The sequence below is a fragment of the Phycisphaerae bacterium genome, assembly GCA_019636475.1.
GTDB lineage: Bacteria > Planctomycetota > Phycisphaerae > UBA1845 > UTPLA1 > JADJRI01.
This window is the reverse complement of the sequence record JAHBXN010000008.1, coordinates 81,598-108,318: the sequence shown is the minus strand read 5'-3', so window position 1 is coordinate 108,318 and position 26,721 is coordinate 81,598. Positions and strand designations below refer to the sequence as shown.

26 protein-coding genes and 1 tRNA gene are annotated in these 26,721 nt (G+C 59.2%); 19 read left to right on the top strand and 8 right to left on the bottom strand.

All coding sequences use genetic code 11. The annotated features are described in order from the left end of the window. The first annotated feature begins 106 nt into the window (after window positions 1-106). Window positions 107-1,132 carry a thioredoxin-disulfide reductase gene (gene trxB, locus KF841_13605; GenBank protein MBX3396393.1) on the top strand — a complete coding sequence of 342 codons (1,026 nt, stop codon included), beginning with the start codon at window positions 107-109 and terminating at the stop codon, window positions 1,130-1,132. Window positions 1,133-1,174: 42 nt separating this feature from the next. Here trxB and KF841_13600 read toward each other — a convergent pair whose 3' ends face one another. Next, window positions 1,175-1,594, bottom strand: coding sequence for a secondary thiamine-phosphate synthase enzyme YjbQ (locus KF841_13600; protein ID MBX3396392.1), 420 nt, complete (start codon window positions 1,592-1,594; stop codon window positions 1,175-1,177). Between the two features lie 314 nt (window positions 1,595-1,908). On the opposite strand from KF841_13600, the gene purM reads away from it, so the two are divergent. Together purM and KF841_13590 are read left to right on the top strand one after the other, a co-directional pair. Further along, entirely contained in the window at window positions 1,909-2,988 is a 1,080-nt protein-coding gene (gene purM / locus KF841_13595) for a phosphoribosylformylglycinamidine cyclo-ligase (protein ID MBX3396391.1), read from the top strand. Window positions 2,989-3,129: 141 nt separating this feature from the next. Further along, entirely contained in the window at window positions 3,130-4,371 is a 1,242-nt protein-coding gene (locus KF841_13590) for an aspartate kinase (protein MBX3396390.1), read from the top strand. Window positions 4,372-4,497: 126 nt separating this feature from the next. Here the strand turns inward: KF841_13590 and KF841_13585 are convergent, their stop codons facing one another. After that, the gene (locus KF841_13585; protein ID MBX3396389.1) at window positions 4,498-5,370 is read right to left on the bottom strand and encodes an OmpA family protein; all 873 of its coding nucleotides are present in this window, start codon (window positions 5,368-5,370) and stop codon (window positions 4,498-4,500) included. Between the two features lie 360 nt (window positions 5,371-5,730). Between KF841_13585 and KF841_13580 the strand changes: the two genes are divergently transcribed. Beyond that, complete coding sequence (locus tag KF841_13580) at window positions 5,731-6,300, top strand: dihydrofolate reductase (protein MBX3396388.1); 570 nt, start codon at window positions 5,731-5,733, stop codon at window positions 6,298-6,300. A gap of 111 nt (window positions 6,301-6,411) precedes the next feature. On the opposite strand, the gene KF841_13575 is transcribed toward KF841_13580, so the two are convergent. Continuing rightward, window positions 6,412-6,915 carry a DinB family protein gene (locus tag KF841_13575; GenBank protein MBX3396387.1) on the bottom strand — a complete coding sequence of 168 codons (504 nt, stop codon included), beginning with the start codon at window positions 6,913-6,915 and terminating at the stop codon, window positions 6,412-6,414. Further along, window positions 6,912-7,568, bottom strand: coding sequence for a TetR/AcrR family transcriptional regulator (locus KF841_13570; protein ID MBX3396386.1), 657 nt, complete (start codon window positions 7,566-7,568; stop codon window positions 6,912-6,914). The genes KF841_13575 and KF841_13570 overlap by 4 nt, the downstream gene beginning before the upstream one ends. A 382-nt stretch (window positions 7,569-7,950) precedes the next feature. Between KF841_13570 and KF841_13565 the strand changes: the two genes are divergently transcribed. The 10 genes from KF841_13565 (at window position 7,951) to dnaB (ending at window position 15,227) form a co-directional block, all read left to right on the top strand. Beyond that, window positions 7,951-8,021, top strand: a tRNA-Gln gene (locus KF841_13565). An 86-nt stretch (window positions 8,022-8,107) separates the two neighbouring features. Then, entirely contained in the window at window positions 8,108-9,226 is a 1,119-nt protein-coding gene (locus KF841_13560; protein MBX3396385.1) for a bifunctional N-acetylglucosamine-1-phosphate uridyltransferase/glucosamine-1-phosphate acetyltransferase, read from the top strand. 12 nt (window positions 9,227-9,238) lie between these two features. Beyond that, window positions 9,239-10,198 (top strand): ribose-phosphate pyrophosphokinase, encoded by a 960-nt coding sequence (locus KF841_13555; protein ID MBX3396384.1) that lies wholly within the window; start codon window positions 9,239-9,241, stop codon window positions 10,196-10,198. 18 nt (window positions 10,199-10,216) lie between these two features. Continuing rightward, window positions 10,217-10,864 carry a 50S ribosomal protein L25 gene (locus tag KF841_13550; GenBank protein MBX3396383.1) on the top strand — a complete coding sequence of 216 codons (648 nt, stop codon included), beginning with the start codon at window positions 10,217-10,219 and terminating at the stop codon, window positions 10,862-10,864. A 96-nt stretch (window positions 10,865-10,960) separates the two neighbouring features. Further along, window positions 10,961-11,536 (top strand): aminoacyl-tRNA hydrolase, encoded by a 576-nt coding sequence (pth, locus tag KF841_13545; protein ID MBX3396382.1) that lies wholly within the window; start codon window positions 10,961-10,963, stop codon window positions 11,534-11,536. A 118-nt stretch (window positions 11,537-11,654) separates the two neighbouring features. Then, the gene (gene rpsF / locus KF841_13540) at window positions 11,655-12,110 is read left to right on the top strand and encodes a 30S ribosomal protein S6 (GenBank protein ID MBX3396381.1); all 456 of its coding nucleotides are present in this window, start codon (window positions 11,655-11,657) and stop codon (window positions 12,108-12,110) included. Window positions 12,111-12,224: 114 nt separating this feature from the next. Continuing rightward, window positions 12,225-12,710 carry a single-stranded DNA-binding protein gene (ssb, locus tag KF841_13535; protein ID MBX3396380.1) on the top strand — a complete coding sequence of 162 codons (486 nt, stop codon included), beginning with the start codon at window positions 12,225-12,227 and terminating at the stop codon, window positions 12,708-12,710. Window positions 12,711-12,815: 105 nt separating this feature from the next. Next, window positions 12,816-13,076, top strand: coding sequence for a 30S ribosomal protein S18 (rpsR, locus tag KF841_13530; GenBank protein ID MBX3396379.1), 261 nt, complete (start codon window positions 12,816-12,818; stop codon window positions 13,074-13,076). Window positions 13,077-13,093: 17 nt separating this feature from the next. Beyond that, entirely contained in the window at window positions 13,094-13,663 is a 570-nt protein-coding gene (rplI, locus tag KF841_13525; protein MBX3396378.1) for a 50S ribosomal protein L9, read from the top strand. Next, on the top strand, window positions 13,593-15,227 hold the full coding sequence (gene dnaB / locus KF841_13520; GenBank protein MBX3396377.1) for a replicative DNA helicase: 1,635 nt from the start codon (window positions 13,593-13,595) through the stop codon (window positions 15,225-15,227). The genes rplI and dnaB overlap by 71 nt, the downstream gene beginning before the upstream one ends. Window positions 15,228-15,257: 30 nt before the next feature. On the opposite strand, the gene KF841_13515 is transcribed toward dnaB, so the two are convergent. The 3 genes from KF841_13515 to KF841_13505 form a co-directional block, all read right to left on the bottom strand. Continuing rightward, window positions 15,258-15,728: a GNAT family N-acetyltransferase gene (locus tag KF841_13515; protein ID MBX3396376.1), complete on the bottom strand. Its 471-nt coding sequence runs from the start codon at window positions 15,726-15,728 to the stop codon at window positions 15,258-15,260. A gap of 212 nt (window positions 15,729-15,940) precedes the next feature. Continuing rightward, window positions 15,941-17,851, bottom strand: coding sequence for an ATP-dependent zinc metalloprotease FtsH (gene ftsH, locus KF841_13510; GenBank protein MBX3396375.1), 1,911 nt, complete (start codon window positions 17,849-17,851; stop codon window positions 15,941-15,943). A 217-nt stretch (window positions 17,852-18,068) separates the two neighbouring features. Further along, entirely contained in the window at window positions 18,069-18,572 is a 504-nt protein-coding gene (locus tag KF841_13505) for a hypothetical protein (GenBank protein ID MBX3396374.1), read from the bottom strand. Window positions 18,573-18,848: 276 nt separating this feature from the next. Between KF841_13505 and ychF the strand changes: the two genes are divergently transcribed. The 5 genes from ychF to KF841_13480 all read left to right on the top strand — a co-directional run bounded on the left by ychF (window position 18,849) and on the right by KF841_13480 (window position 25,601). Beyond that, complete coding sequence (ychF, locus tag KF841_13500; GenBank protein ID MBX3396373.1) at window positions 18,849-19,913, top strand: redox-regulated ATPase YchF; 1,065 nt, start codon at window positions 18,849-18,851, stop codon at window positions 19,911-19,913. A gap of 142 nt (window positions 19,914-20,055) precedes the next feature. Continuing rightward, window positions 20,056-21,432, top strand: coding sequence for an ATPase (locus KF841_13495; protein ID MBX3396372.1), 1,377 nt, complete (start codon window positions 20,056-20,058; stop codon window positions 21,430-21,432). Window positions 21,433-21,505: 73 nt separating this feature from the next. Beyond that, complete coding sequence (locus tag KF841_13490) at window positions 21,506-22,846, top strand: potassium transporter KtrB (protein ID MBX3396371.1); 1,341 nt, start codon at window positions 21,506-21,508, stop codon at window positions 22,844-22,846. A gap of 106 nt (window positions 22,847-22,952) precedes the next feature. Next, window positions 22,953-23,606, top strand: a complete 654-nt coding sequence (locus tag KF841_13485) for a TrkA family potassium uptake protein (GenBank protein MBX3396370.1) — start codon at window positions 22,953-22,955, stop codon at window positions 23,604-23,606. Window positions 23,607-23,735: 129 nt separating this feature from the next. Then, entirely contained in the window at window positions 23,736-25,601 is a 1,866-nt protein-coding gene (locus tag KF841_13480) for a radical SAM protein (protein MBX3396369.1), read from the top strand. A gap of 24 nt (window positions 25,602-25,625) precedes the next feature. Here KF841_13480 and KF841_13475 read toward each other — a convergent pair whose 3' ends face one another. Next, window positions 25,626-26,720 carry a polysaccharide deacetylase family protein gene (locus tag KF841_13475; GenBank protein MBX3396368.1) on the bottom strand — a complete coding sequence of 365 codons (1,095 nt, stop codon included), beginning with the start codon at window positions 26,718-26,720 and terminating at the stop codon, window positions 25,626-25,628. Between the last annotated feature and the right edge of the window lies 1 nt (window position 26,721).

Genomic DNA, 26,721 nt, shown 5'->3' with positions numbered 1-26,721 from the left:
TATCATGCGAGCCTGCCCGGTTCGCGTGCGAATATCGCGGAAGCGTTTTCGACGCAACGCACGGGCGACTCAAACGCTGAAATGACCTGAATTACGAGGATTCACAATGCCCGACATTGAGAACGTCATCATCATCGGCTCCGGACCGGCCGGCTGGACCGCCGCCATTTACGCGGCACGAGCCAACCTGAATCCCCTCGTCTTCGCAGGCCGCGCGAAGCAGACCCCCACCACCGAATTGCCCGGCGGACAGCTCATGCTGACCACCGAAGTCGAGAACTATCCCGGATTCCCCCACGGCGTCACTGGTCCGGTCCTCATGTCTCACTTTGCGTCTCAGGCTGTCCGATTCGGCACGCGAATCGTGTCGGACCGTGGCATCATCAGCGAGGCGCCACCGGAAGACACGCCCGCTTTCGACTGGCATGACTGCAAATCCGTCGATCTCTCCAAACGACCTTTCACCGTCGTGGACGAGGACGACAAGGTTTATCGCGCCAGGTCGATCATTATTTCCACAGGCGCAACCGCCAACTGGATCGGGCTCGAAAACGAAATGCGATTGGCCCGCAGCGGCGGCGGTGTCAGCGCCTGCGCAGTCTGTGACGGCGCATTGCCTATCTTCCGTAACAAGGAACTTGCCGTCGTCGGCGGAGGAGACTCCGCCATTGAAGAGGCGACCTATCTCACGAAGTATGCGGGAAAGGTTTATCTGATCCACCGTCGAGACCAGCTCCGCGCCAGCAAAATCATGGCTGAGAGAGCGCTGAGCAATCCGAAGATCAAACCGCTCTGGAACAAGGTCGTCGTCGATGTCCTCGGTGAAAGCAGCATCCGTGCGGTCAAACTCAAAGACACCATCAGTGGCGATGAATCCGAGCTACCAGTCGGCGGCCTCTTCGTTGCGATCGGCCACACACCGTCGACTCGCTTTCTCAATGGTCAACTTGAATTGGATGCCAAAGGCTATATCAAGCTGAAGGACTCGTACCGAACGACGACGAGTATTGAGGGGGTCTTCGCAGCGGGCGATGTCGTCGATAGCGTGTATCGACAGGCGATCACCGCAGCCGGCATGGGCTGCAAAGCCGCGATCGATGCCGAACGATGGCTCGCCGAGCACGGCGAATAGACGCCGGTTTGCGGCCTGACGGTTGCCTCGTGGCGCTTCGAGTCACTCGCCGATGATTTTCACAAGCACGCGTTTTTTGCGCCGCCCGTCAAACTCGCCGTAAAAGATCTGCTCCCACGGTCCGAAATCCAGCTTTCCGGACGTGATCGCGATGACCACTTCGCGGCCCATGATCGTTCGTTTCAGGTGCGCGTCGGCGTTGTCCTCACCGGTGTCATTGTGCCGATACTGCCGAATCGGCTCGTGCGGCGCCAGTTGTTCCAGCCAGCGATCGAAGTCGGAGTGCAGGCCTTGCTCGTCATCGTTGATGAAAACACTTGCGCTGATGTGCATCGCATTCACGAGGCACATACCCTCGCGAACGCCGCTTTCCGTGAGCGCCGCCTCAACCTGTGGCGTGATATTGAGGTAGGCCCTGCGGGTGGGAATCTCGAACCAAAGCTCCTTACGAAACGCCTTCATCTCGACCTCCACGCCCCCGGCGCGATTCTAACCCGGACTGCGTAAAAACAGTGAAGGGTTGGCCCGACCAAATCCGTTGATCGAGCCAACCCTGCCGCATCAGAGAAGAAGGAGTAGGTATCGTTCATACGACCGGAATCCGGGCTGGGTTCGCCGCACCCCCCTTTCCGCGCCATTTACATAACACTATTGCGATTAAGCAGTTAGAGCCAATCGCCCGTAAATAGACCGGGAGGCCGCAACTCTGGTTGCGACGCTTCGGTCCGCATGCTAAAAGGAGCGCTTTCGAGCGATTCTCCCGGGCACATCCCAACATGGCCAAACACCGACCGCCAAGCTCCCCTCCACTGACTTATAAGTCATCCGGCGTCGACATCGACGCCAACGACGTCATGGTTGAGAGGATCAAACACGCCATGAAGCGCACCTATGACCCCAGGGTCATTTCGCGACATGGCGGCTTTGCCGGCCTCATGCGACTCGATTTTCGTGAAAGACTGCTCCGGCGTGGCTACAAGGATCCGGTCCTGGCCGCCGGCGCGGACGGCGTCGGATCCAAGTTGCTTCTCGGCATCGAATGGAACCGCATCGCCGATCTCGGGATCGACCTGGTTGCGATGAATGTGAACGATGTCCTTACCTGCGGCGCCGAGCCGCTCTTCTTTCTCGACTATGTCGCCTGTCACAAGCTGGATCCCGATGAAGTGGCCCTCCTCGTCGACGGTATCTCGCGAGGGTGCGCTCTCGCGGGCTGCGCGCTGCTCGGTGGCGAGACGGCCGAAATGCCGGCACTTTATGCGCCCACGCATTTCGATCTGGCCGGATTTTGCGTCGGTGTGGTCGAACACAATCGCATCATCGACGGCCGCCGCACCCAGCCGGGTGACGTGGTCATCGGCATTGCCTCCAGCGGCATACATTCGAATGGCTACTCGCTCGTGCGTGCGGCACTGCAACGTCTGGACAAGCGCAAGAGCTCGCCGCCAATCGACCTGGGTGAATCCCTGGAAGACGCCGTCATGCGTCCGACACGAATCTACGTGAAATCGGTGCTGTCGCTCCTGCAGAAATACAAGCGCAAACGCGTGGTGCTGGCGATGTCACATATCACAGGCAGCGGCCTTGAGGGCAATGTGCCGCGCGTGGTACCCGAGAACTGCAATGTCGTACTGAATCGAGGATCGTGGCCGATACCGCCGGTGTTCAGATTGATCGAATCACTTGGTGTGGACGAGGAGGAGATGTACCGCGTCTTTAACATGGGTATTGGCTTCGTTCTCGTGGTGAGTCCTCCGTTTGTAAACAGCGTGCTTGGCCACCTTCGGAAATCCGGCGAAACGGCATCCGTCATCGGCGTGATCCGGCGAGGAAAAGGCGAACTGATCTGGAAGTAGTCGATTTGCCAAAGGACCCGGCGAATCATGCTTCGCGGCAACACCCCTTGCAATCGCGTCTCGACGAATCAACACTATGCCTCGATCACTGTTCACGGTGTGATCGTGTTCAATGCAACCCTTGTCGGTGATTGAATCTCCATGGGTCTCGTCGTTCAGAAATTCGGCGGCACGAGCGTCAAAGACGCCGAAATGATCCACCGTGCCGCCCGCCGAGCGATTCGTGCCAAAATAGAAGGTCATCAGGTCGTTGTCGTCGTCTCGGCGATGGGCGACTACACGGACAAGCTGATCGATCTGGCTTATCAGGTGACGGACCGCCCCAGCCGCCGAGAGATGGACCAGCTCCTATCCACCGGCGAGCAAGTCTCCATCGCCCTGATGGCAATGGCGATCCACCACGCGGGTCATGATGCAATCAGTCTGACCGGCGGGCAGGTCGGTCTGAGGACCTATGGCGCCTTCGGCCGGGCGCGAATCCGCGAAATCACCCAGAAGAACCGAATTATCCAGCTGTTGAAGGAAGGCAGCATCGTCATTGTCGCGGGCTTCCAGGGGGTGGACGAATCGGCCAACGTGACGACGCTCGGGCGCGGCGGATCCGATACGACCGCTGTCGCGCTGGCCGCGGCACTGGGCGCGGACGTGTGCGAGATTTATACCGACGTGGACGGAATCTACACGGCCGATCCGCGTGTGGTGCCGGAAGCAAGAAAACTGCCGTACATTTTCTATGACGAGATGCTGGAGCTGGCTTCGCTCGGCGCGCAGGTCATGCACTCCCGCAGCATCGAGTTGGGCAAGAACTACGGCGTCACCATTCACGTCCGCAGCAGCTATACCGACGCAAGAGGAACTGACATCGTGAAGGAATCATCCGATTTGCAGCAGGTGATTGTGCGCGGCGCCGCACTGAAGAAAGACCTCGCCCGGGTTGAGATCACGGGCGTGCCCAATCGCCCGGGTCTGGCCGCCGAATTGTTCACCCGGGTCGCCGAACAGGGCGTGATCGTTGACGATATTATTCAGGTCATCCACGAGGGAGGCCGGACCGCCGACATCAGCTTCACCATCGAAGCGGCCGAAAAGAAAGACGCCGAGAGCATCTGCGGCAGCTTTGCCAACGAGATTCCCGGTGTGGTCATCAAGATTCGCGAAGGACTGGCGAAGGTCTCGGTCGTCGGCGTCGGAATGCGCACGCATACCGGCGTTGCATCGAGAATGTTCGACGCACTGCACAAAACGAACGTCAATATCGAGAACATCAGCACGAGCGAAATCGTCATCAGCGTGATCGTCAAGGCTGACGACGGCCCTACAGCGCTCCGTGCCATACATTCGGCATTCGAACTGAGCCAGGAGCCTGCCGAACCCAGGGCCTAGCGGACGGCCGCCCTGGAAGCAGGCGAGCCGCAACCGGGAGACAATCGGCCTGGCGCAAAAAAACCGGCGGATGCGAATCCGCCGGTTCTCGGAATTTCTACTCAAATCAGAAGATCGAGGCGCGCGTCAATTGCCGGACGCGACGTGCACCGGTTCGTACGGTGCAACCGCTCCCGTCGTGTCGGTCGGTATGGCCTCGTTCGTGCTTACAAGGAAAATTTCGACCCGGCGATTGGCCTCGCTGCCGCCCGTGGCAGGATTCGGGACTCGCGGCCGGAACTCGCCGTAACCCATCACGCCGAGCCGTGTCGAAGCCACGCCATTCGAGCCGAGCACACCCATCACCGAGATGGCTCGATGTACGGAGAGATGCCAATTCGTCGGATGGTCGCGGAGCGTAGCAGGGTTCACGATTCGCAGATTGTCGGTATGCCCCACCACGACCACCTCGAAACTGCTGGCAGCCGGCGAGTTCACAATCTGGGCGAACGATCTCAGCGAATCGATCACATTCTGCCGAACATGATCACTGCCCTTGTCAAAGGTCAGATCGCTCTTCCATCGAACCGCGCCTCGGCGTGGATCGTATTCAACCGCGTCCGGATACTTTGAAGCAAATTCCTGCAACGCCCGATCCAGTTCAGGCGGAAGTTTCACTTCGACGACCTTGATTTCGCCCAGTCCCTGTCCACCGAGGCGATCCAGATCCGCCTGCAGCCTCGCAACATACTCTTCCAGTCGATCGCGCTCGGCCTTGTAGTTATCCGCCAGTTCGTTCTTGGCGTTCAACTGGTTTCGAAGGCTCTCTCGCTCCGTCTCCAGTGCCATCACGCGGTTGCGCTCGTCCTGCAGGTCGCGCTCGAGCGTTTCGCATCGTTCGACGGCCTTTCGTCGTGCGAACTTCTCGCGAAGGTATTCATCCTGAGAGACGCAGCCCGTCGACATCAGCCACGTCGCCCCCAGCCCCGCAATCAGTGTCATCATCCTGACTCTGCTCATCCTAAGCCTCCAGCATCCATAAAAGAAAATGACTTTATTCCGTGTCCGTTCCACCACGCGCCCCGCGCGATAACAAGCAAGCATTATGCTGAACCATCCACATCGTATCAACGGTTGATCCGTTCAAACTTGCAAATCAACAGGCAACGCGACGCCGCCTGAACACACGACTTCGCACTGCCCATGAATCAGGACGATCAAGACCCGCTGTGAGTTCTTCCCCGCGACAATGAATTCACAGTCGCCCCGGCTTTCCGGCCCGATTCAATTCGAGAGGCAAAGTCCCCACGCCCGGCGTTCCGATCAACAACACGAATTCGGCCCGTTTGCTCCCGCCGCCCCCCGCGTTACAAATACGGCATGAAGATCATCATTATCGTCGCCATGACTGCCGACCGAGTGATCGGCAAGGACGGCCGACTGCCCTGGCATGTTCCGGAGGATCTGAAGTTCTTCAAACGCACCACCCAAGGCCACGCAGTGATCATGGGACGCAAGACTTACGAATCAATGGGGCGCCCTCTGCCCCGCCGCCGAAACATCATCATCACACGACACGCTGGCTATCGGCCAAAGGTCGCGAAGTCACTCACACAGAGCGGCGATCCGGCCATCGCCGTGCTGTTCAGCCCCGACGATGAGGCCGCGCGGAGGTCTCCCGATCAAACGTGCCTCGATGTGGTCCGAACTGTCGACGACGCTGTCGAACTGTGCCGCCGACGAAGCGAGGAGACTGCCTTCATCATCGGTGGCGGCCAACTCTACGCCTCAACGATCGATCGGGCCGACGAACTGTTCATCACCACCATCGAAGGGGATTTCCCCGGTGACACCTTCTTTCCGGAGTGGAACCCGTCGGACTGGGTCCGAACTGGTCCGGTGGAGGCGGATTTTCCCGCGGCTGTCCGCTATATCCGGCCCCGCTCATGATCCACCGGAGCATCGGGAATCGCAAAAGAACTGCCGACGGCTTGCGGGGGCAAGACTGGTCTGACGGTTGAAATCAACTGACCGCCCAAGGGAAATCCGCGACTCGGTTTGTCAACCGCCCGGCGTCTCGTCCGCGCTCGGGCCGTAGCTCGACGGTACCTGCGCGCCGAGCAATCGAAGATAGACTCCGAACTGACCTCGATGATGGTAGATGTGATTGAGCAGAATGCTGCGAACAAACGCCGCGCGGGGCATTTCAAACAGCACCTTGTCGCCGCGAAGCGCCCTCCATGTTTCCTGCATGGCCGCATCGGAAATCGTCGGGAGGCTCGTCTTCACCGCCGAAACGCTCATCGCGAAAGCCGCCATGATCTCCGCCTTGCTTGCAGGCTGAGGCGCGGGCCGGCTGAAATCAGGTGCGGCCACGTCATTCTGAATGGCCATCTCGATGATGGCGCCCGGCGCAGCCGCGATGTGCAGCGCCAACTGACCGACGGTCATGGACTTTTCATGCGGCCGCCAATTCAGCTTGTCTTCAGGGGTGCGCTCCAGGAATCTGTGAGTCGTACGGCTCTCCTGCTCAAACTCCTGCAAAAACAGACTGGCCACGGTCATTTTGAATCCTCGCTATCTGGGGATGAAGAGACTTCGCCGACATGCTTACTCGCATCCGACGCTGACAATTGACAAATGATGTAATCGCGAACCTGCGACAGCGTGCTCCGAATCACCATAGAATCGTTCGAGGCCTTGTAAAGCAGAAGCGCCCCCTGCATCGTCGCGAGCCACAGCGCCGCCATCGATGACGAATCGACCGGCTTTCCACAGGCCGCAGCAGCCCCGTCGATCAACGCGGCAAAACGGATCCTGCCGGCTGTAAAGCACGCATTGGACGCTTCGCGCAGTCGTGGGTGAGTCTCGGAGACTTCTTGAACGGTCGTTCCGGCGAGGCACGACTTGATGACGTCGGGCGACTCAAAGACCCCGATATGGAATTCCATCGCGCCTTTCAGCTTTTCCAGCGGATCCGGGTGTCTGCAGAAGGGCGCTTCCTGCTCCATTTCCTGGAGCATCGAACACCAACGCGACAGGCAGGCTTCCGCCAACTCCTCCTTGCTGCCGAAGTGGTGAAAAAACGCTCCCTTGCTCACCCCGGCAGCCGCGCAGACCTGATCCACCGTCGTCGCGAGAAATCCGGTCCGACGAAACAGCTCGATCGCCTGGCGGATGATCCTTTCCTTCGCAGTTTCCTTGGGAATCTGGTCCATAGCCTTACTATACCGACCAGTCGGTCTGTTTTCAAGCACAGATCAACGGACCGAAGCTTAGACCAGCGTATCCATTGCATGGGAGGAAAGTTACGGACGTCACACTGCACGGAGCCTTCCGTTGCATATCGACCCATTGACACCAGCAGCGCACAGGGTATATTGCCCTGCTCGCTCGACCTGAGGGCAGACCGAAGTAGCCGAAGTGTGATGGCGGTCAAAGGGCGTCCAGCAACGCGGCCGGACGTACTAGCCTTGGAGAGCACCTTCGCAGCCGCGTCTCATCAATGGTAGCGAACCTTGGGCCCCGGGCCAGTTGTCCCGAGCCTCGAAATCGCGGCCATGTCGTCGCTGCATGCAGGGAAAACCGAATAACGCCCATTACCCGGTAGTGTAATGGTAGCACAGCAGGTTTTGGTCCTGCTTGTCGAGGTTCGAGTCCTCGCCGGGTAGTCGTTGTCCGGCGCCGGGAAGGCCGGCGCAATTGGACACCTGAGGTCGCTCCGGATTTTCGTCGAAGCGAAACCCCGGCGACATTCATGTGTCCGAATGTACTGATTCACATGAACAACCCGCAGAAAAGCAAGATTCCCCAGCGTCAGGCCGCTGTCATCATTCTCGCAGCCGGCAAGAGCACGCGGATGAAGACCGAGTTGCCGAAGGTCATGCACGAGCTATGCGGCAGACCGATGCTGTCGTATGTCTTCGGCGCCTGTCGGTCGGCCGGTCTCGACCGCTTTCACGTCGTGGTCGGCTTTGCGAAAGACGCGATCATCCGGCATTTCTCGAACGAGCCGGGCGTGACATTCGTCGAACAGGTTGAACAGAAAGGCACGGCGCACGCTGTCTCGATGTGTGCGGACAAGCTGAAGGGCTTCGTTGGGGATGTCATCGTTATTGCCGGCGACATGCCGATGATCCGAGCTGAAACACTCAGCGCCTTGCTTCAGTGTCATCGAGCCGCGGCCGCAAAGGCGTCGATCGCGACAACATTCCTCGACGATCCCACCGGCTACGGCCGAATCGTCCGCGGCAGTTCGGGCGAGTTCGAGAAAATCGTTGAGCATCGAGATTGCACGCCGCAGCAGCTCGAAATCAAGGAAGTGAATCCAAGCTACTACTGCTTTGACGCGGCCACCCTGCTTTCGGCTCTGCCGAAAGTGCAGCCGAACAACGCCAAGGGCGAGTATTACATCACTGATCTGCTCGAAATCATCCGAGCCGACGGCGGCACGGTCCTCGCTTCGACCCAGGTGCCGGCCGTCGATGCGGTCGGGATCAACTCCCGCGTCGATCTGGCTGAGGTCGCGAAACTGATGCAGCGGCGGATTCAAAACGGCTGGATGGAACAGGGCGTAACCATTGTCGATCCGGATTCCACATGGATCGACAGCCGAGCGCAAGTCGGTCACGACTGCGAGATCAAACCGTTCAGTTATATCGAGGGGAACGCCCGGATCGGCGCACGCTGCATCGTCGGACCTTACGCATATGTCGGCGATGGAGCCATCGTTGAAGACGATTCGATCGTGGGTCCCGGGATTCTCAGTGCGATCGACACGGCGGCGACCGGCCGCAAGTCGACCAGCACCATCAGCCGCAGGCCGACGTCGGTACTCCGTCAGCCGCCAATTGCGAGTGAACGAGCCGGCACGTGACCGGATTGCAGTATGGTCAACCCGACAGAACAACTCAGAATCTTCAGCGGTCGCTCCAATCCTGCGCTGACTGACGAGATCTGCAATTACCTTGAGACGCATCCGGGCCGCGCGCACCTCGAGACGTTTCCTGATGGCGAACTTTTCGTCAAGCTCCATGAGGACGTGCGCGGCCGCGATGTGTTCATCGTGCAATCCACCTGCCGGCCGGTGAATGACAATCTCATGGAACTGCTCGTGTTCATGGATTGTCTGCGTCGCTCCTCGGCCAAGCGCATCACCGCCGTACTGCCCTATTTCGGATACGCCCGCCAGGATCGAAAGGACGAAGGCCGTGTACCGATCACCGCGAAGCTCGTCAGCAATCTGCTGACGCAGGCCGGCGCGGATCGCGTGCTCACAATGGATCTTCATGCGGCGCAGATTCAGGGATTTTTCGATATCCCGGTGGACCACCTCGAAGCCGCGCCGGTGCTGACAAAGCACTTCAAGGCGCTCGATCCGAAATCAACGGTCCTCGTCAGCCCTGACGTGGGCAATGTCAAGCGAGCCCGCGGCTATGCCGAGCGCATGGGCTGTGAACTTGCCATTATCGACAAACGCCGCACGAGCGGCAGCACCGCGATGGTGAACAACATCATTGGGCACGTCGAAGGCAAGGACGTGCTGATGATCGACGACATGATCGCAACCGCCGGCACGCTCTGCGAGGCTGCTCGGATTGTCCGCGAACATGGCGCTCGCAGCGTCCGTGGAGCCGCAACGCATGCGGTCTTCGCCGGTCCGGCGTTTGACCGGCTTGAAAAAGCCCCGTTCAACAGCATCAGCGTGGCAAACACCATCCCGGTCACAAACGAAGCGCGACAGCGCCTGCCGAACCTGACGGTGCTCAGCGTTGCCGAGATTCTCGGCGAAGCCATCGCACGCATTCACAAACATCAATCGGTCAGCAGTCTGTTCATGAAGTCATGATGAGAGGTACAGTGCCTTATGGAAATTCCGACAATCACGGTTGAAACGCGAAAGGCTTCCGGCTCCCGCGCCGCCGCCCGCCTGCGAAAACAAGGGAAGCTGCCCGCGATCGTATACGGCCACGGTGAAGCCCCCATGCCGATCACCCTCGATTATCACGACGTCGAGCAGCACTTGAAGCACGGCCTGCACGTCGTCAACCTGAACATGGGTTCGAAGACGCAGCCCTGCCAGTTCAAGGACGCTCAGTACGATCACCTTGGAATCGACCTGGTCCATGTCGATCTCGTGCGCGTGGATCTGTCGGAGCGCGTCCGCGTCACGGTGCCGATCGATTTCCGAGGCACGCCGACCGGCGTCGGCGAGGGTGGAATCTTCCGGCACGATCTTTCCGAAATTGAAGTCGAGTGCCTTGTCACTGCGATCCCGGAGACCATCCGCGTCGATGTGAGCGGACTGGGACTCAATCAGGTGCTTCATGTGAAGGAAATCGCCCTGCCGGATGGTGTAAGCCATGTGCTGGATGCTGAAAAGGTCGTCGCCGCAGTCCGACTGCCTTCGACCGCGGTCGAGACGGTTGCCGCGCCCGCCGAGGGCGGCCCCGCCGAGCCGGAAGTCATCGCTAAGGGCAAGAAGGAAGAGGAAGGCGCCGGCGAAGAGAAATAACCGGCCGGGCTTGTGGCGCAGCCGGTCTGGCCGTTGTCGCCTGGCATCCGTTGAACCGGTGTCTGATCGACTGCTGCCGGCTACAGAAGCGAAGGCATGAAGCTAATTGTCGGCCTTGGCAACCCGGGTCCCGAATACGCCGAGACGCGGCATAACGTCGGATTTCGCACAATCCGACTGCTGGCGGAGCGCTGGGGCCTGGGAGCATGGCGAACGAAATTTGCCGGGCTGATGGACACCGGCGAGGCATGTGGTCATCGGGTGATGCTGCTCATGCCCATGACTTTTATGAACCTGAGCGGCAAGAGCGTCGCTGAGGCTGTTCGGTTTCACCATGTGGCCCTTGAAGACCTGCTGGTGATCTCCGATGACGTTGACCTGCCACTGGGCCGGCTTCGGATGCGATCAGCCGGGTCAGCGGGAGGCCAGAAGGGGCTTGCCGATGTGATTCGGCTGCTCGGTTCGCAGGACATCACCCGTGTCCGCATCGGCATTGGAAGGCCGGCACGGGGCACAGTTGCGGATTTTGTGCTCAGTCCGTTCCATGCGGATGAGCGCGACACGAGCGAGAAGAGCATCGTCAAGGCGGCACAAGCTGTCGAGTTGTGGCTGCGAAGCGGCATTAACGCCGCAATGAACGAGACCAACCGCCATGAGGCGGACGAGGAATGAAGATAGCCAGCGACGCTGGACACGCGGTGCATGTACAGCAAGCATCTGCACCTCGTGAAGCGCGCTGGAAACCGTCGCACGGTCGAATAGGTAGGACCGGCATTGAAGGAGTAGATTTGTGAAGACCTACGAAGGCATGTTTTTGATGGACCCGGCGCTCGCGTCGGACTGGGCCTCTGCCGAGGCGGAAATTAATCGCTTTCTGAGTCGCGCCGAGGCAAAGGTCCACGGCATCAGGAATTGGGACGAGCGACGGTTGGCCTATCCGATCATGAAGCAGAAGCGCGGCCTTTATGCGCTGACGTTTTTCGATGCCTCACCGGAAAAGATCACTGCCCTCGAACGAGACGTCCAGCTCAGCGAGAAATGCCTCCGCGCCATGTTTCTCAATCGGGAGAACATGACAGCGGAGGACATTGCCAAGGCGCTCGCCGCTGAAGCGCCGAAGCTGGTCAGCCGCTACGACGAGCGGCCTGGCGGTCGGCCGGATCGCGGTCCGCGCGGCGATGATCGGGGCGAACCGTCCGTGGAAGAAATGGATGTGCCGTCCATCGACGCAATCGAGGACGCTTGAGTAACGTCCGTCCTGGCGACGGAGCGCCGCGCTCGTCACCGCATCCGACCGGCCTGAAGGTCGATCGTTCGCGGGCACGCCAATTGGATGCAGAATACTCGGAAGGAGTTTGCGATGGCGAATTTCAACAAGGTCATCCTCGCTGGAAACCTCACGCGAGACCCGCAGATTTCCATGATGCCGAACAACAAGCCGGTCTGCGAATTCGGCATGGCGATCAACCGGAAATGGCGAACTGACAACAACGAAACGCGCGAAGAAGTCTGCTTTGTCGATCTGATTGCCTACGGCCGCTCCGCCGAGATCATCGGCCAGTACATGTCGAAAGGCAAGCCGCTGCTCGTCGAAGGCCGGCTCAAGTACGACCAGTGGGAGTCCAAGGAGGGCGGCAAGCGCAGCCGATTGCGCGTCGTCGTCGATAACTTTCAGTTCCTCGGCTCCGGTGGCGGGCAAGGCGGCGGCGAAGGCGGGAATCGATCGTACAACAGCCGCCCCGCGCAGCGAGCGGCGGCCCCCGCTTCGGCTTCGATGGAGGATTACGGTGATGCCCCGTCGATGGACGATGGCGGCGCGCCCGATGGAGATAACATTCCGTTCTGACGCCCGCCAGGTCGATGACGGAATCGAGAATATAGAGTCAGGCAAATTGGTCGCGTGGAAACGATTGGCGTTTCACGAAGTTTGGGAATCTCAAAAATGCGCACAATGACAAATCCGAAGTCTCGTGGCGGAGCGGACAAGAAGAACAAGCGAACCAAGGTTCGCGAGGCTCTGAAGTGTCGCTTCTGCCGCGAAAAGGTTGACGACATCGATTACAAGGACCTTCATCTGCTGCAAAAGATGGTCTCCTCGCAGGGCAAGCATTTCGCCCGCAAGCGGACCGGAAACTGTGCCAAGCATCAACGCATCAGCCGACGGGCCCTGAAGCAGGCACGATTCATCGGCCTTATGCCCTTCTGCGGCTAACAGGAGACCACGACACCATGAAGTTGCTACTGCGAAAAGACATTGACAATCTCGGCCTCTGCGGCGACGTCGTCGAGGTCTCCTCCGGCTATGCCCGGAACTACCTCATTCCCCACCATCTCGCCCTCGAACCGACCAAGGCCAATCTCAAGGCCATCGAGGAAGATAAGAAGATCGCTGCGATGGAGCGGGAAAAGCGGCGACAAATTCTTCTCGAAACCCAGACACGTTTGACGGGTGTCGAGGTTACAATCAGCGCGGCCTGTACACCCGACGGTCACCTTTATGGTTCGGTCGGACCTCGCGAGATCGCTCGCGCCCTGATGGACGAAGGGCACTCGGTGCATGCCGACCAGATCAAGCTGACCCACAACTTCAAGGAAGTCGGCACCTACCAGGCGCCCATTGTCCTGGCAGAAGGCATCGACGCCGAAGTGAAGGTCTGGATCGTCGCCGAAAAGTCCTTGCTGCGGGACGACGAAGAGGAAGCAGCATCGCGTGGAACGGAGGTCACCGATGTCGAGCGCGCCGGTTCAACCGCAGGGTCCGATTCAGAACCGCAAGCCGGAGCCGACGCGCAAGCTTGATCCCGTTGCGGCAGGTCGTACCCTCCCGCAGGATCTCGACGCCGAGATGAGCTTGCTCGGCTGCATGCTCATCGACAGAGACCACGAATACACCGCGCTGGTGCTCCAGATCATCCCGCGCGATGAATCCCATCGATTCTACAGGGTCGATCACCGTCTCGTTTTTGAGGCGGTGGTCGATCTCTACGATGCCCGCAAGCCGATGGACATCGTCGTCATGGAAGACGAACTGAGTCGCCGGCGCCAGCTTGAAGATGTCGGCGGACGCGACTACCTGATCGAACTTGTTCGAAGTGTGCCCTCGCTCGCACACATCGAGCACTACGCCCGCATTGTTCGTGACAAGGCGCTGCTTCGCGATCTCATCCAATGCAGCCACGAAATCATGAACGAGGCCTACGAAGAGGCCGGGCCCGCCGCCGAAATTCTCGACGTCGCCGAAAAGAAGCTCTTCGATATCACTGAGCAGCGTGTCAGCAATCAACCCGAGTCGATTCATTTATGCACCGCCAAAATGCTCGAAGAGATCGAGAAGGTCCGCCGTGGCGAAGCGACCGGCGTGCCCACCGGGTTTCTCGTTCTTGACGAAATGCTCGGCGGCGGATTTCAAAAGGGCGATCTCATTGTGGTCGCCGCGCGACCCAGCATGGGAAAGACCGCCCTTGCCTTATCCATGCTCGAATACGTGGGCGTGATTGAAAAGGTGCCAGCCGCCTTCTTCTCGATGGAAATGAGCCGATTGCAGGTGGCCCAACGCATGATCTGCTCCCTTTGCTACGTCGACATGCAGAAGCTCCGCCGCGGAACGCTCGACGACCGTGACATGCGCAAACTCGATATGGGGCGACAGAACATCGAGCACGCACCGGTTTATGTCGACGACACCGCCGGAATGAGCATCATGGAACTGCGAGCCAAGGCCCGCCGACTCAAGCACGTCCACGACATCCAGATTGTGTTCGTCGACTATCTCCAGTTGATGCACGATCCGTCCAATCGAGAAAACCGCCAACAGGAGATCGCCGCCATCAGCCGCGGCCTCAAGGCGCTTGGCCGTGAACTGGAAATACCCATCGTCGCCCTTGCCCAGTTGAATCGACAGGTTGAAGGCCGCAGCCAGAATCGTCCGCGCATGAGCGATCTTCGCGAAAGCGGCGCGATTGAACAGGATGCGGATGCGGTCATCCTCCTCCACCGCGAGGAATACTACCTTTCAAAAATGAAGGAACAGCCGAACGACGATGACGATTCAGCCAACCGTTCCAGCCTCAACGATCGGCTCAGCGCGAGCATGGGAAAGGCGGAACTTATTATTGATAAGCAACGCAACGGGCCGACAGGCATTGTGGAGCTGCATTTCACGCCCCAGTACGCACGCTTCGACAACGCCGCACCTAAATTCATGGGCGATGACCCGGCCATGATGGGCGGGCATGTCGAATTCGATCCGGGCGAGCCGCCCGAAATTCCGCCCCGGCGCGAAAGACCGCCGTCCAACTCGGGCCCGCACCTGGCTGCCGATGATCGTCTCGACGACGATCATGCCGGCGAAACGCCGTTCTGACTCCGGTCTTGGACGGATCGCCCCCGCGGATCAGTCCGCCTCGCCTTCAGCATTCTCGACAAGCAGTTTCTCGAAAATGATCAGATTGTCATGGCGATCCGGATCCCAGCGCACGCCGACAATGTTGAAGTTCATCTCAATCGCCATGTGCAGAATCGCCCGATGCGCGTTGTGACACTCCATTCGCAAATGCCGGTATCCGTGCTCCGTGGCCCATGCGCACTGAGCCTCGTGAATCTGCGCTGCAATCCCACTTCGACGCACTTCCGCCCGGACTCCCAGCAGCCAGCCAAAGTAAACGGTCGGCTTCAGCTCAAATCCCGTTGAGAATCCGACGGGGCGGCCGTCCAGGTTCGCGATGAGCAGCAGCGGGTTATAACGACCCAGCAACCGACGCCGAAAAAACTCCACGTTTCGCGGCGGCCGGAATATCTCGTTGTATAGATCAACGATCAGCGGCAGCTCGGCCGGTCCGACGATGACAACTTCGGCGCTGGACATCTTGCAGGCTCCTCGTACCGCTCGCCAGTTTGCCGCATGTCTTGACGCGGAGCAAGCCTGTCGGCCGATCGATCCACGTACTCGCGCCATAGCGCTGCAATTTGTCATTCAAGCGGTTGTTCGCAGGCGAGAGATGGCGCGGTCGGGGGATCGTCCGAATCGTGACTCGTGCCGGATATGGGGGGAAAGACTGAATTCTCGCCGAAGTTGAATCAACCGGGATGCGGCAGCGTACCACCTGTCAGCCCGCTGGACGGCAGCTCCGGTGCGGACGGCTGGACAATCGGCTTGGGCGATCGCGGCGGCGCTTCGTCCGCCAGGAGTCCCGAAAGCGTCGGCTTCTGCAGCGATTCACCTCTACAAAGCTTCGCGACTTCCTCGGCGTCGAGGGTTTCGTGCTTCAGGAGTGCCTGGGCGACGGCATCCACCTTCTCCCAGTTTGAATTGAGCCGGTTCAGCGCATCGGCGAACGCTTCCTCGCAGAGATGCCGGATCTCTTCGTCGATCATCTTGGCAGTTTCATCCGAATAGGGCTTCTCGCCGAAGCCGAACTCGTTGGCCTCGAGCGGAGCGTACCGCACAAAGCCAAGCCGTTCGCTCATGCCCCATTCGAGCACCATGGCTCGGGCAATTCGCGTTACCTGTTCGATGTCCATTGAAGCGCCACTGCTCACATCGTTGGAATACCGCTGTTCGGCAATTCGACCGCCGCAAAGCACGCGGAGCGTCGCTCGCAGCCATCGCTGTCCGTAGCCGTACCGGTCCTTTTCCGGCAGCGACATGGTCGCGCCCAACGCTTTGCCGCGCGGAATGATCGTCACTTTGTGCAGTGGATCCGCATCGGGCAGCATCACCTGGAGAACGGCATGGCCGGCCTCGTGATAGGCCGTCGCGGTTCGCTCGCGTTCTTCAACCGTTCGGCTCTTGTTCGAACGGCCGTACCGGACTTTATCGCGGGCTTCTTCAAGATCATCCATGTCCACCATGTCTTTTTCAGCCATGGTCGCGATGATCGCCGCCTCGTTGATTGTGGCGGCCAACTCGGCGCCGCTGAACATGGGCGTCCCGCGTGCGAGCTTCATGAGATCGACATCGGGCGAAATTTTTATCTTCTTCGCATGCACCTTGAGAATCTCAAGGCGACCTTTCAGATCAGGCAGTGGAACAAAGACCTGCCGATCGAATCGGCCCGGACGCGTCAGCGCCGGATCGAGAATATCTGAACGATTCGTCGCGGCGATCACGATCACCTGGTCGGACGTATCGAAGCCGTCCATTTCAACGAGAATCGCATTAAGCGTCTGCTCGCGCTCGTCATGGCCGCCGCCGCCATATGCCGTGCCACGACGCCGCCCCACCGCGTCGATTTCGTCAAGGAAGATGATGCAAGGGGAGTTTTCCTTCGCGCTCTTGAACAGGTCGCGCACACGCGATGCACCGACACCCACAAACATCTCGACGAAATCCGCGCCGCTGATGGAGAAAAACGGCACATCCGCCTCGCCGGCCATGGCCTTCGCGAGCAGCGTCTTGCCGCAGCCCGGCTCGCCCACCAGCAGCACGCCGCGCGGAATTCGCCCGCCGAGCCGCTGGAACTTCTTCGGATTCTTGAGGAACTCGATGATTTCAGCGACTTCCTCTTTCGCCTCTTCAACGCCTGCAACATCCTTGAATGTGATGTTGGTGAGTTCCTTGTTGCTGACCCGATGTCGCGATCTGCCGAAATTGCCAAGCATGCCGGCGCCACCGGCGGATGATCGAAGCTGACGAAAGACGAAGAACCAGATAAAGCCGAGAATCAGAAGCCACGGCACAATACCCAGCAGCATCGTGATATACGGCTCATTGCTCCGCTGATACTTGATGGTCGTGCCCGGACTGACCGTCATCAGTTTGTCGACAAGCTCCTGGACGCTCGTCATCGTGTTGTATTCGACTCGGAACTCGCGAGGAGCGGCTCGACGGCCACGCTGACCCTGCACATCATCACGAAACTTGCCCATGATGGCGTCATCGCGAACCGTAATCTCAGCGAACTCGCCGGCTGCCGCGTTCTTCCAAAACTGATCGATGCTCATCTCGGTCCGCTGGGGATATCCCTGCGTCACGACCATGACGATCATCAGCGCGATCAGCACAAAGCCGATCCAACTCATTGCCCCGCCCGTCAACTTACGGCGCGGAGAAGGTCGGCCCGGTGTGTTGCCGCCGGAGTTCGGATCGGATGGGGGCCCGGATTCAGCCATCTACCAATGTCCCATAAACGCGCAACGCGCGGATTCCCAAACAGCCTTCACACGGCCGTTCATACACTATCGGATTATAGCGCAGGCAGCGACATTACCAATTGTCGGATTCCATCTCTTCGACGATTCGCTCAGCCATCCGATCGCAAGCCCGCTGCATGGCGTGATAAAAGTCCTCCCCCAAAGGACGAATGTAATCCACGGTCTGCACAAATCTTGGATGATCCACCAGCACTTCGCCCGTGCGAAGGTCTTTCCATTGAAATCCCACGACCAACGTCGCGGCCGTCTCGCGCGGGCGCACTTCTCGAAAGTCCCGCCCCAGCGTGCCCTGTCTGACTTCCTTCACCTCGCCAGTGAGGATGGTGTCAGCAAACTCCTTCTTCGCCAGCTTGAAAGGCGATTCGGCCTCGATTCGCTTTGCGAGGGCCTCCGTCAGTTGCAGCTCCAGATCGCGACGAAACTCTCGCGAATCCAGGATGTCCAGGGCAACTGTGCGAATGCGGTCATTGTTCGCATTCCGCGTTCGGAATTGTGCCTCCCGATCGGCGGTGTAACCACATCCGCCGCCGGGCGCCGCGACGAGAAGTCCGACCATCGCGACGAGTCCTGCAGCGCAGACTGATCGCCGCGGTTTGGGCGTGGACCGATGATCGCCCCCCCGGAAATCTCCAAGACAAAGCTTAGCCCGCAATCGAGAACCTCAATTTACGAAGACGAACCCTGATCCAGGGCCCAACCGACAGGCAACCCAACGGCCGCAGACTGGGCCGGATTATATCGGCGGTGGCCTTGCGGGCAATGCGCGGCCGGTGAGTCGTCGACGACGTGCCCCGATTCGATACAATCACGCCTCGAAAGGAATGCCAAACCCATGAGATTCGCCATCATCGGCCCGCCGCAGTCCGGCAAATCCACGCTGTTTTCATCGCTGACGGGCAAACCGCTGGACCCCAGCCACTCGATGTCGGAACAGCTGACCACGGTCCACGTCCCCGACGTCCGCCTCGATTACCTCGCGGGGCTGTACAGTCCGAAGAAGTACACGACGGCAAATATCGAGTTTATCGACATTCCCGGGGCGTCCCTGGCCGACGCCTCCGGTCAAGCCGAATTTCGCAGGCGCATGCAGGAGGCCCGCAAGTGCGATGGAATCGTGATGGTGGTCCGCGCATTCAGTAACGACTCGGTGGTGATGTACCGCAACCGTATCGACGCGAAGGCCGATCTCGATGAACTGCTGACTGAATTGATCTTCGCCGACCTCGAGCAGGTTGTGAATCGCATTGAGAAGCTGGAAAAATCGACGCAGAAGCCCTCAAAGACCCGCGAACAGGAGCTGCGTGAGCTGGCGATGATGCAGCGTGTGAGACAGGCCCTGGAAAGCGAGGCCCCGGTGCTCAGCGCGATTCAGAACGAGGATGAGCACCGCATCGCCGCCAGTTTCGGATTCCTTACGTTGAAACCGATCATCGTTGTCATCAACGTCGGAGAAGACCGGATCGCCGCTCCGCCGCCGTTTGAGCACAGCCACGCGAAGTCGACCATCGCGCTCTGTGCGGAAATCGAATCGGAAATCGCGCAGCTTAACCCGGATGACCGCAAGGCGTTTCTGGAGGATCTGGGGCTCACGGTGCCGGCCGGCGCGCGTTTGCTGCGCACCTGCTACGACGCGGTTGGGCTGATTTCGTTTCTCACCTGCGGCCCGGATGAAGTGCGCGCGTGGACGATCACCAATGGCACTGACGCCGTCAACGCCGCCGGCAAGATTCACAGCGATATTCAGCGCGGTTTCATTCGCGCCGAAGTTGTGGCGTTCGACGATTTGAAGGCCCACACCGACATGAAAGGCGCGAAATCCGCCAACAAAGTGCGGCTGGAGCCCAAACACTATATTGTGCAGGATGGCGATATCATCAACTTCCGATTCAACGTGTGAGGGTGCGGTTTCGTTGAGTCTGGGCGTTTGGATTCAGCCACTGCTCTGAACGCGGCATTAAGTGAACCGACACGATATGGCGGCTGATCCTCACTTTCTCGCGCAGTCGGCAACCGACCTGAAGAGAGTCACTCGCTTCTCCATGCGGTTCTACGACCTCCTGTTTCAACGCTCGGAGCGCATGCTGGCCTTTACATTCGCGGTGCTCATCCTGGGCGGCACGCTGCTTCTCTGGATGCCGATCTCGCATGGCAAACCGGTCTCTCAGAGCCGTCCGGGGCTGTCGCTGATCGACGCACTATTCACGGCGACATCCGCGGTTTGCGTGACGGGGCTGACCGTCGTCAATACTGATTCAGACTTCAGCCGCTTTGGACAGGTTGTCATTCTTTCGCTGATTCAGCTCGGTGGGCTCGGAATCATGACATTCGCCGCATTGGGCGCGCAGTTGCTCGGCGGCAAGATGTCATTCCGATCCCAATCAATGGTGGCGGATTCCTTCTTCCAGCGCAACGCCGCGACAACACTCCGCCGCGATCTGAAACGAATCGTCGTGGCTACGCTGATCATCGAGGCGATTGGCGCAGCCGTGATCTATCTAGACCTGCTGTCCGAACCCGGTGAAGCGGCTCCCGCATTTTCCGCGATCTTTCATTCGATCTCGGCCTACTGCAACGCGGGATTCTCTATCTACCCCGACAGCCTTGTGCAGCAAAGAGTCGCTTCGCCGGCCTTCATCTACATGATCATGCTCTTGATCGTGCTGGGAGGTTTGGGCCATGCCGTCGTACTCGAAACCACCAAGCGGGTCTGGAATCAAATCAGACGTCAACCGATGAAGCCCATCATGTGGACACTGAACACCCGCATCGTCCTCTACATGTCCGCGGGACTCATACTCGTCGGCACCGTGCTGCTACTGCCTCTGGGCATTTACGAACAGAGCGTCTCCTGGTTCGATGCCATCACAAACGCGGCGTTCCAATCAATCACCTGCCGAACAGCCGGCTTCAACACCGTTGACATTGGTGCCCTGCCTCGAACCGCGCTGATGGTCATGATGGTTTTCATGTTTATCGGTGGCTCGCCGGCATCCTGTGCCGGCGGCGTCAAGACGACCTCCGTTGCAACCTGGTACTCACAGCTCCGCGCTTGGCTACGGGGCAACACCGATGTCACATTGCTTGGACGGCGACTGCCCCCCAGCGTCGTTGCGCGAGCGGCCATGATTATCGGGCTTGGCGTAATCTGGTGCGCGACGGGAACAATGATTCTCACGCTAACCGAGTCATTCGAGCAAGAGAAGGATTCACTCGATCTGATGTTCGAACAAGTGTCCGCCTTCGGAACCGTCGGGCTTTCGACCGGCGTGACGCCACATTTATCTTCGGCGGGCAAGTTGTGGATTACGATTTCGATGTTCGTCGGACGACTGGGGCCGCTCACCGCCGCCATGGTCATTTCACAACGTGCCGTTACATCTGCACGCTATCCCGAGGAGCAAATTCTGGTCGGCTAGACACTGCATTGGCCCCGCGAATAGATTGAAACGCTTTTCGCAGAGGCTGATCAGCGCTCGGAATTCGAGGCACATGATGTTCATGAAATCCGGAATCTCGACGCTTCTCAAGCCCCGCGACCCTGTCCGGATGGTCGTTTGGGGCTACGCAACGTATATGATCATCGGCTGGTTGTTCCTGTGTATGCCGTTTTCCGTCACCGGCGCGCCCGCTGGCGCCATCGACCATCTATTCACGGCGGTCTCGGCAGTTTCGACGACCGGCCTGATCACTGTCAGCACGCCGGATACGTATTCAAGGTGTGGCCAGATTGCAATCGCCGTGCTTATTCAGTTTGGCGGTCTGGGCTACATGACGATCGGTTCATTTCTACTGCTGTCCTTCGGCCGAAGGCTCGCAATGGTGCGGAATCGTGTTTCCCAGGTTGCCTTGTCGGCTCCGGAAGGCGTACCAATTCAGAACTTCGTGCGCTCGATCGTCGTATTCACGCTCCTGATTGAGGCTGTTGGCGCTGTGGCATTGTATTCGATCCTGTCGGCGCGAGGAATGCAGGATGCGTGGTGGTCGGCGACGTTTCACAGCATCTCCGCGTTCTGCACCGCGGGCTTTGCCCTCTATAACGACAGCTTCATGGCATTTCGCGGCAATGTCTGGCTGAATGTGACCATTGCATCGCTGAGCTACCTGGGGGCCATGGGCTTCATTTTGCTGAATGATGTCGTACAACGGGCGATGCGCCACAAGATTCGGCTCAGCCTGTCCTCACGGGTCATCCTGTGGTGCACCCTCTTGACAGGAGTCATGGCCACAGCGCTGTTGGTGGCCGACGAGCCTTCGCTGCGCGACCTGCCGATCGGCGAGCGCATACTCGCCGCTTTTTTTCAGTCCATGTCGGCTGGAACGACGGTCGGCTTCAATACCGTTGATATTGCCGGACTGTCGGCAGGATCGGTGTTTCTGATTACAATCGTCATGATAATCGGCGCATCGCCGGCGGGCACTGGCGGCGGCATCAAGACGACGACCCTGGCGGCGCTCTGGGCGAACATGATTTCGGTGTTCAAGGGCCGGGATCGGACTAATTTCGGAGATCGCGAATTGCCGCTTGAGCGCGTTCGGTTGGCGATGGCGTCAGCCATGTTCTATCTCGTTGTGCTGACTGCGGGAATCTACGCCTTATCGCTGGTGGAGTCGTCGCCGCTGCCGGATCAGATGTTCGAATGTGCGTCAGCGATCGGGACAGTGGGACTGAGCCGGGGCATCACGCCGAATCTGACTTTTGTCGGTAAATGCATCATCATACTGTTGATGTTCGCGGGTCGCGTGGGGCCACTTGCCCTTGCGTTGACGTTACTTCGCCCGAGCCAGCGTTTGCCGGAATTTTATTATCCGCGAGAAGACATCGCGATTTGAACCGGGAAGCGGGCCGCGCCGTGGCGCGCGCCGCATCCACATCATCAGCTAGATAGTCTCGTTCGTGCCGCAATCGCTATTCGGCTCGGACGAAACGAGGTGCAACATGAAGCAGGTTGTCGTGATCGGATTGGGACAGTTCGGCTCGCATCTCGCGCGCGGCCTATCGCATCTGAATTGCGAAGTGCTGGCGATCGACTCGAGCGAAGAAGCCGTTTCCGCAATCCAGAACGACGTGCAGCAGGCCGTTATCTGCGACGCCCGCAATTTCGATGCGATGAATGCGCTGGTCACATCCAGTATTGATGAAGCCGTCGTGAGTTTGGGCGAGAGCATGGAGCCGAGCATCATCTGCACGCTACACCTCAGTCAGATCGGCGTGAAGAATATCCGGTGCAAGGCGGTCAACGAGGACCACGCCACCATCCTCAAGGCGGTTGGGGCCAACGAAGTCATCTTTCCCGAGCGGGAAACAGCCGAGCGGACGGCGCGCAGGGTCGCTTTTCCGACACTGCTTGACTATTTCCCCTTTGCGGAAGACCACCGCATCATGGAAATTGAGACACCCAGGCCCCTCATTGGAAAGTCCCTCGCCTCGTCCAAGCTCCGCGAGGAATTCAATCTGCTCGTCCTGGCGATCAAAAACTCTTCCGGAGAGTTCAGATTCATGCCGGGCCCCCACGATGTTTTCCGAGACGGGGACACCCTGATTGTTTTGGGCCGCGAAGTGAATCTCGTGCGGCTGAGGGTGCTTGAGTAACGATCGCGGCAGGCAAACCGAAACTCTGCAACTTCCTGCTGGACCCTGACTTGATTTGGGCTAGAATTCCCGAAAATCCGGCGCCGGAGCATGTCCGACGACCGGTTTCCCTGTCCTGAGGTCCGCCCTATGGAATTACCTCGGCGTTCGCGCGGTGACGAGCTACTGAAGCCCGGTGAATTTTCACGAATGCGTGATCGGCTCCGAGCGATGGCTCGGCAACATGATATCGCCACGGTGATCTCCTGCGCCTTCGACCATCGAACACGGATGCTGCCCTTCATCTTCGCCGACATGAAGATGGCTCCAGCAGGCGTCCGGGCCATCGGCTCCGCCCTCGCCGACGCCGGCTTTCCCAAGACCCGAATCGTCCTTCAGCAATGGAACCGAAACTTCCGGCCCTCCCAGATGCGCCTCGATGGCCGCATTCCGGATCTGTACATGGTTTCGTCCATGCAGATTCACTCGGCGGCCTGCAAGGACCTGATCCGGGACGCCTGCCGAATCGACGAGAAACACCGACCGCTGATTATTGCCGGCGGCGCCAAGACTGTTTACGAACCTTGGGACGTTTTCAGCGGTGATCCACACGATCCCGCCGGCGCGGACGTCGCCGTCACGGGCGAGGAATTTGTCCTGTTCAGCCTGCTGGAAGTCCTGCTGTCATTGCGCACAAACGGCGGCTCCCTGCGGGACGCGTTTATTCGTGCTCGCAACAGCGGCTTGCTCGATCAGATTCCCGGTCTCGTTTATCCGCGGGTCGGACCCAGTGGCGCTGCCGAAGAGTTGGTTGACACCGGCATTCAACGCCTCCTTGGCGATCTGGATGAGTTGCCCCATCCCGTCCTTGGCTACCGACTGCTGGAACCCCCCAGCCGATCGGCCTCGCTTTCGCAACATGCGCTGCCGCACGACAAGGTGAAAAAATACACGCCCGTCTCGTCGCTGGTTTTGACGTTCGGTTGCAAGTTCGCCTGCCCATATTGCCCGATCCCGGCCTACAACCAGCGACAGCACCGCGTAAAGAGCGGCCAGCGAATTCTGGATGAATTTGTCCGCCTGAACAAGGAATACGGTCTGCGATATTACTTTGGCGCGGACGATAATTTCTTCAATACGAAAGAGCGGACGCTCGAAATTGTCGAAACCCTGGCACGAGCCGACATCAACGGCAAGGAATTCCGCCATTGCGTCCGTTGGGGAACCGAAGTCACGGTTCACGACACGCTCCTGCTGCGCGATTACCTTCCGATTGTTCGCCGCGCCGGCGTCCGCGCACTCTGGCTCGGTGTCGAGGACATGACAGCCACCTTCGTCAAGAAAGGCCAGAGCGTTGACAAAACCACGGAAGCATTCCACCTGCTTCGAGATCGCGGCATTAACCCGATGCCGATGATGATGCACCATGATTCACAGCCGCTCTTCAGCACAAACGGCCACTATGGCCTGCTGAATCAGGCACGCCTGCTTCGCAAGGCCGGCGCGATCAGCCTGCAAGTCCTGATGATGACGCCCGCGACCGGTTCGAAGCTGTATGAGAGCGCCTTCACCAGCGGAATGGTCTATGACTCCGTCGGAGGCAAGAAGGTTGAGACCTACATGCTCGACGCGAACTATGTCGTCGCCTCCGAACACAAGAATCCCTGGCGAAAGCAGATCAACATTCTGCTGGCCTACCTGTTCTTCTACAATCCGCTTCGTTTCGCCTACGCTCTCGTCAGCCCCAAGAGCAAGCTCTATCTGGCGGATGCGCTGATGCAGCTCGTGGGAATGCGCGGCGTCATTCAGAACATCCGCCGCACGTTTGGATGGGCTCTTCGTTTGCGATTCGGAAAGATCATCCGGAAAACCGGGATTCCATCCAGTCCGATCCCCATGAGAAATGTCGAAGGCAACGCCGCGGACCACGCATTGCCCGGTACTCAAATCGCAGGCGCCCGACCAGGCCAACTCGTCCAGCTGGGAATGCAGATAGCCGGCCGGGACGGCGATTGAGCGGCCTGACTGCGAAACCCGCGGTTAGTTCGCCTTTCGATCGACCGTCGGAGGTCGACGCTCCAATTCGCGCCGTGCGCCCAATGTGTCCTTCACCCAGAGTGCGAAATCGAGCATGCCCGACACCACCATGGTGAACGTCTCCAGTTTCACGGGCGAGACGTTGTGACGAGGTAAAGCGAATCGGTTCGTCGTGCCTTCCATCCACTGAGGCACCAGCGTAAACCCGGCCTCGTAGCCGGTTTCAGCTACGATTCGCTCTTCACGGGGGCCGCAGTAGTCACGAGATCCGAAGGGAAACGCGAAGGCACGGGGATCGACGCCGATCCGATCGGCGATCACTCGTCGATTCTCCTCGATCTCCCGCCGCGCCGACTCTTCATCCATATGCTTGAGTGCGGGATGTGTCACGGTGTGGCCGCCGATGTCCGCGTCGTCCGACGCACGTTGGATCGTATCCCAATCGGCATGTGCGAAGAAAAGCCGGTGGGTCTCGGATGACAGGGGAGAAGTCGGATTCAACCGCTCCAACTCCGACGTGAACTCAAGACGCGCGGCCGCGGGCCAGCGCGATACGATCTCATGAAGTCGGCGATAAGCGGACGCTCGGTCTGCGGGAGTTCTGAGCGAGAAGCGTTCACTCACGCCCGTGGGTACCGAAAGTTCGGGACCGCTTGCCCGTCCGGTGACCAACCCAATTCGCAAATACCAGAGCGGACGGTCCGGCCGTGAGACCGGCTCGCTTGGCACGAAGAAGACCGGCCGAATGCCGAATTCCTTCATTACGGGTAGCGCATATTCAAAGTTATTCAGGAACCCATCGTCGAAAGTGATGAGCACGGAGCGGCGGGGCAACCGCAGCCGGCGATTCATCGACCCGATCACCTGATCCAGATCGACAAACTGCATGTGCTCCGCAAGCCAGTCCAGCTGGCTTCGAAACAGTTCGACCGAAACGTGCCCGGTCAGATCGCATTCACCGTCTGTGACATACCGAGGCGTGACACCATGGTAGCACAGTGTAAGCAGTCGCCCGCCAAAGAGCCTCGCTGCAAATGCAGTGGCACCGATACGACTGGCCAGGCGGGCCGCCGTGTCGTACCGCGTTTCAATCCCCATG

Bases quoted from the DNA above. Each gene is read 5' to 3' on its own strand.
- trxB (MBX3396393.1), top strand. From the start codon at position 107: ATGCCCGACATTGAGAACGTCATCATCATCGGCTCCGGACCGGCCGGC.
- KF841_13600 (MBX3396392.1), bottom strand. From the start codon at position 1,594: ATGAAGGCGTTTCGTAAGGAGCTTTGGTTCGAGATTCCCACCCGCAGG.
- purM (MBX3396391.1), top strand. From the start codon at position 1,909: ATGGCCAAACACCGACCGCCAAGCTCCCCTCCACTGACTTATAAGTCA.
- KF841_13590 (MBX3396390.1), top strand. From the start codon at position 3,130: ATGGGTCTCGTCGTTCAGAAATTCGGCGGCACGAGCGTCAAAGACGCC.
- KF841_13585 (MBX3396389.1), bottom strand. From the start codon at position 5,370: ATGAGCAGAGTCAGGATGATGACACTGATTGCGGGGCTGGGGGCGACG.
- KF841_13580 (MBX3396388.1), top strand. From the start codon at position 5,731: ATGAAGATCATCATTATCGTCGCCATGACTGCCGACCGAGTGATCGGC.
- KF841_13575 (MBX3396387.1), bottom strand. From the start codon at position 6,915: ATGACCGTGGCCAGTCTGTTTTTGCAGGAGTTTGAGCAGGAGAGCCGT.
- KF841_13570 (MBX3396386.1), bottom strand. From the start codon at position 7,568: ATGGACCAGATTCCCAAGGAAACTGCGAAGGAAAGGATCATCCGCCAG.
- KF841_13560 (MBX3396385.1), top strand. From the start codon at position 8,108: ATGTGTCCGAATGTACTGATTCACATGAACAACCCGCAGAAAAGCAAG.
- KF841_13555 (MBX3396384.1), top strand. From the start codon at position 9,239: ATGGTCAACCCGACAGAACAACTCAGAATCTTCAGCGGTCGCTCCAAT.
- KF841_13550 (MBX3396383.1), top strand. From the start codon at position 10,217: ATGGAAATTCCGACAATCACGGTTGAAACGCGAAAGGCTTCCGGCTCC.
- pth (MBX3396382.1), top strand. From the start codon at position 10,961: ATGAAGCTAATTGTCGGCCTTGGCAACCCGGGTCCCGAATACGCCGAG.
- ssb (MBX3396380.1), top strand. From the start codon at position 12,225: ATGGCGAATTTCAACAAGGTCATCCTCGCTGGAAACCTCACGCGAGAC.
- rpsR (MBX3396379.1), top strand. From the start codon at position 12,816: ATGACAAATCCGAAGTCTCGTGGCGGAGCGGACAAGAAGAACAAGCGA.
- rplI (MBX3396378.1), top strand. From the start codon at position 13,094: ATGAAGTTGCTACTGCGAAAAGACATTGACAATCTCGGCCTCTGCGGC.
- dnaB (MBX3396377.1), top strand. From the start codon at position 13,593: ATGTCGAGCGCGCCGGTTCAACCGCAGGGTCCGATTCAGAACCGCAAG.
- KF841_13515 (MBX3396376.1), bottom strand. From the start codon at position 15,728: ATGTCCAGCGCCGAAGTTGTCATCGTCGGACCGGCCGAGCTGCCGCTG.
- ftsH (MBX3396375.1), bottom strand. From the start codon at position 17,851: ATGATCGTCATGGTCGTGACGCAGGGATATCCCCAGCGGACCGAGATG.
- KF841_13505 (MBX3396374.1), bottom strand. From the start codon at position 18,572: ATGGTCGGACTTCTCGTCGCGGCGCCCGGCGGCGGATGTGGTTACACC.
- ychF (MBX3396373.1), top strand. From the start codon at position 18,849: ATGAGATTCGCCATCATCGGCCCGCCGCAGTCCGGCAAATCCACGCTG.
- KF841_13495 (MBX3396372.1), top strand. From the start codon at position 20,056: ATGCGGTTCTACGACCTCCTGTTTCAACGCTCGGAGCGCATGCTGGCC.
- KF841_13490 (MBX3396371.1), top strand. From the start codon at position 21,506: ATGATGTTCATGAAATCCGGAATCTCGACGCTTCTCAAGCCCCGCGAC.
- KF841_13485 (MBX3396370.1), top strand. From the start codon at position 22,953: ATGAAGCAGGTTGTCGTGATCGGATTGGGACAGTTCGGCTCGCATCTC.
- KF841_13480 (MBX3396369.1), top strand. From the start codon at position 23,736: ATGGAATTACCTCGGCGTTCGCGCGGTGACGAGCTACTGAAGCCCGGT.
- KF841_13475 (MBX3396368.1), bottom strand. From the start codon at position 26,720: ATGGGGATTGAAACGCGGTACGACACGGCGGCCCGCCTGGCCAGTCGT.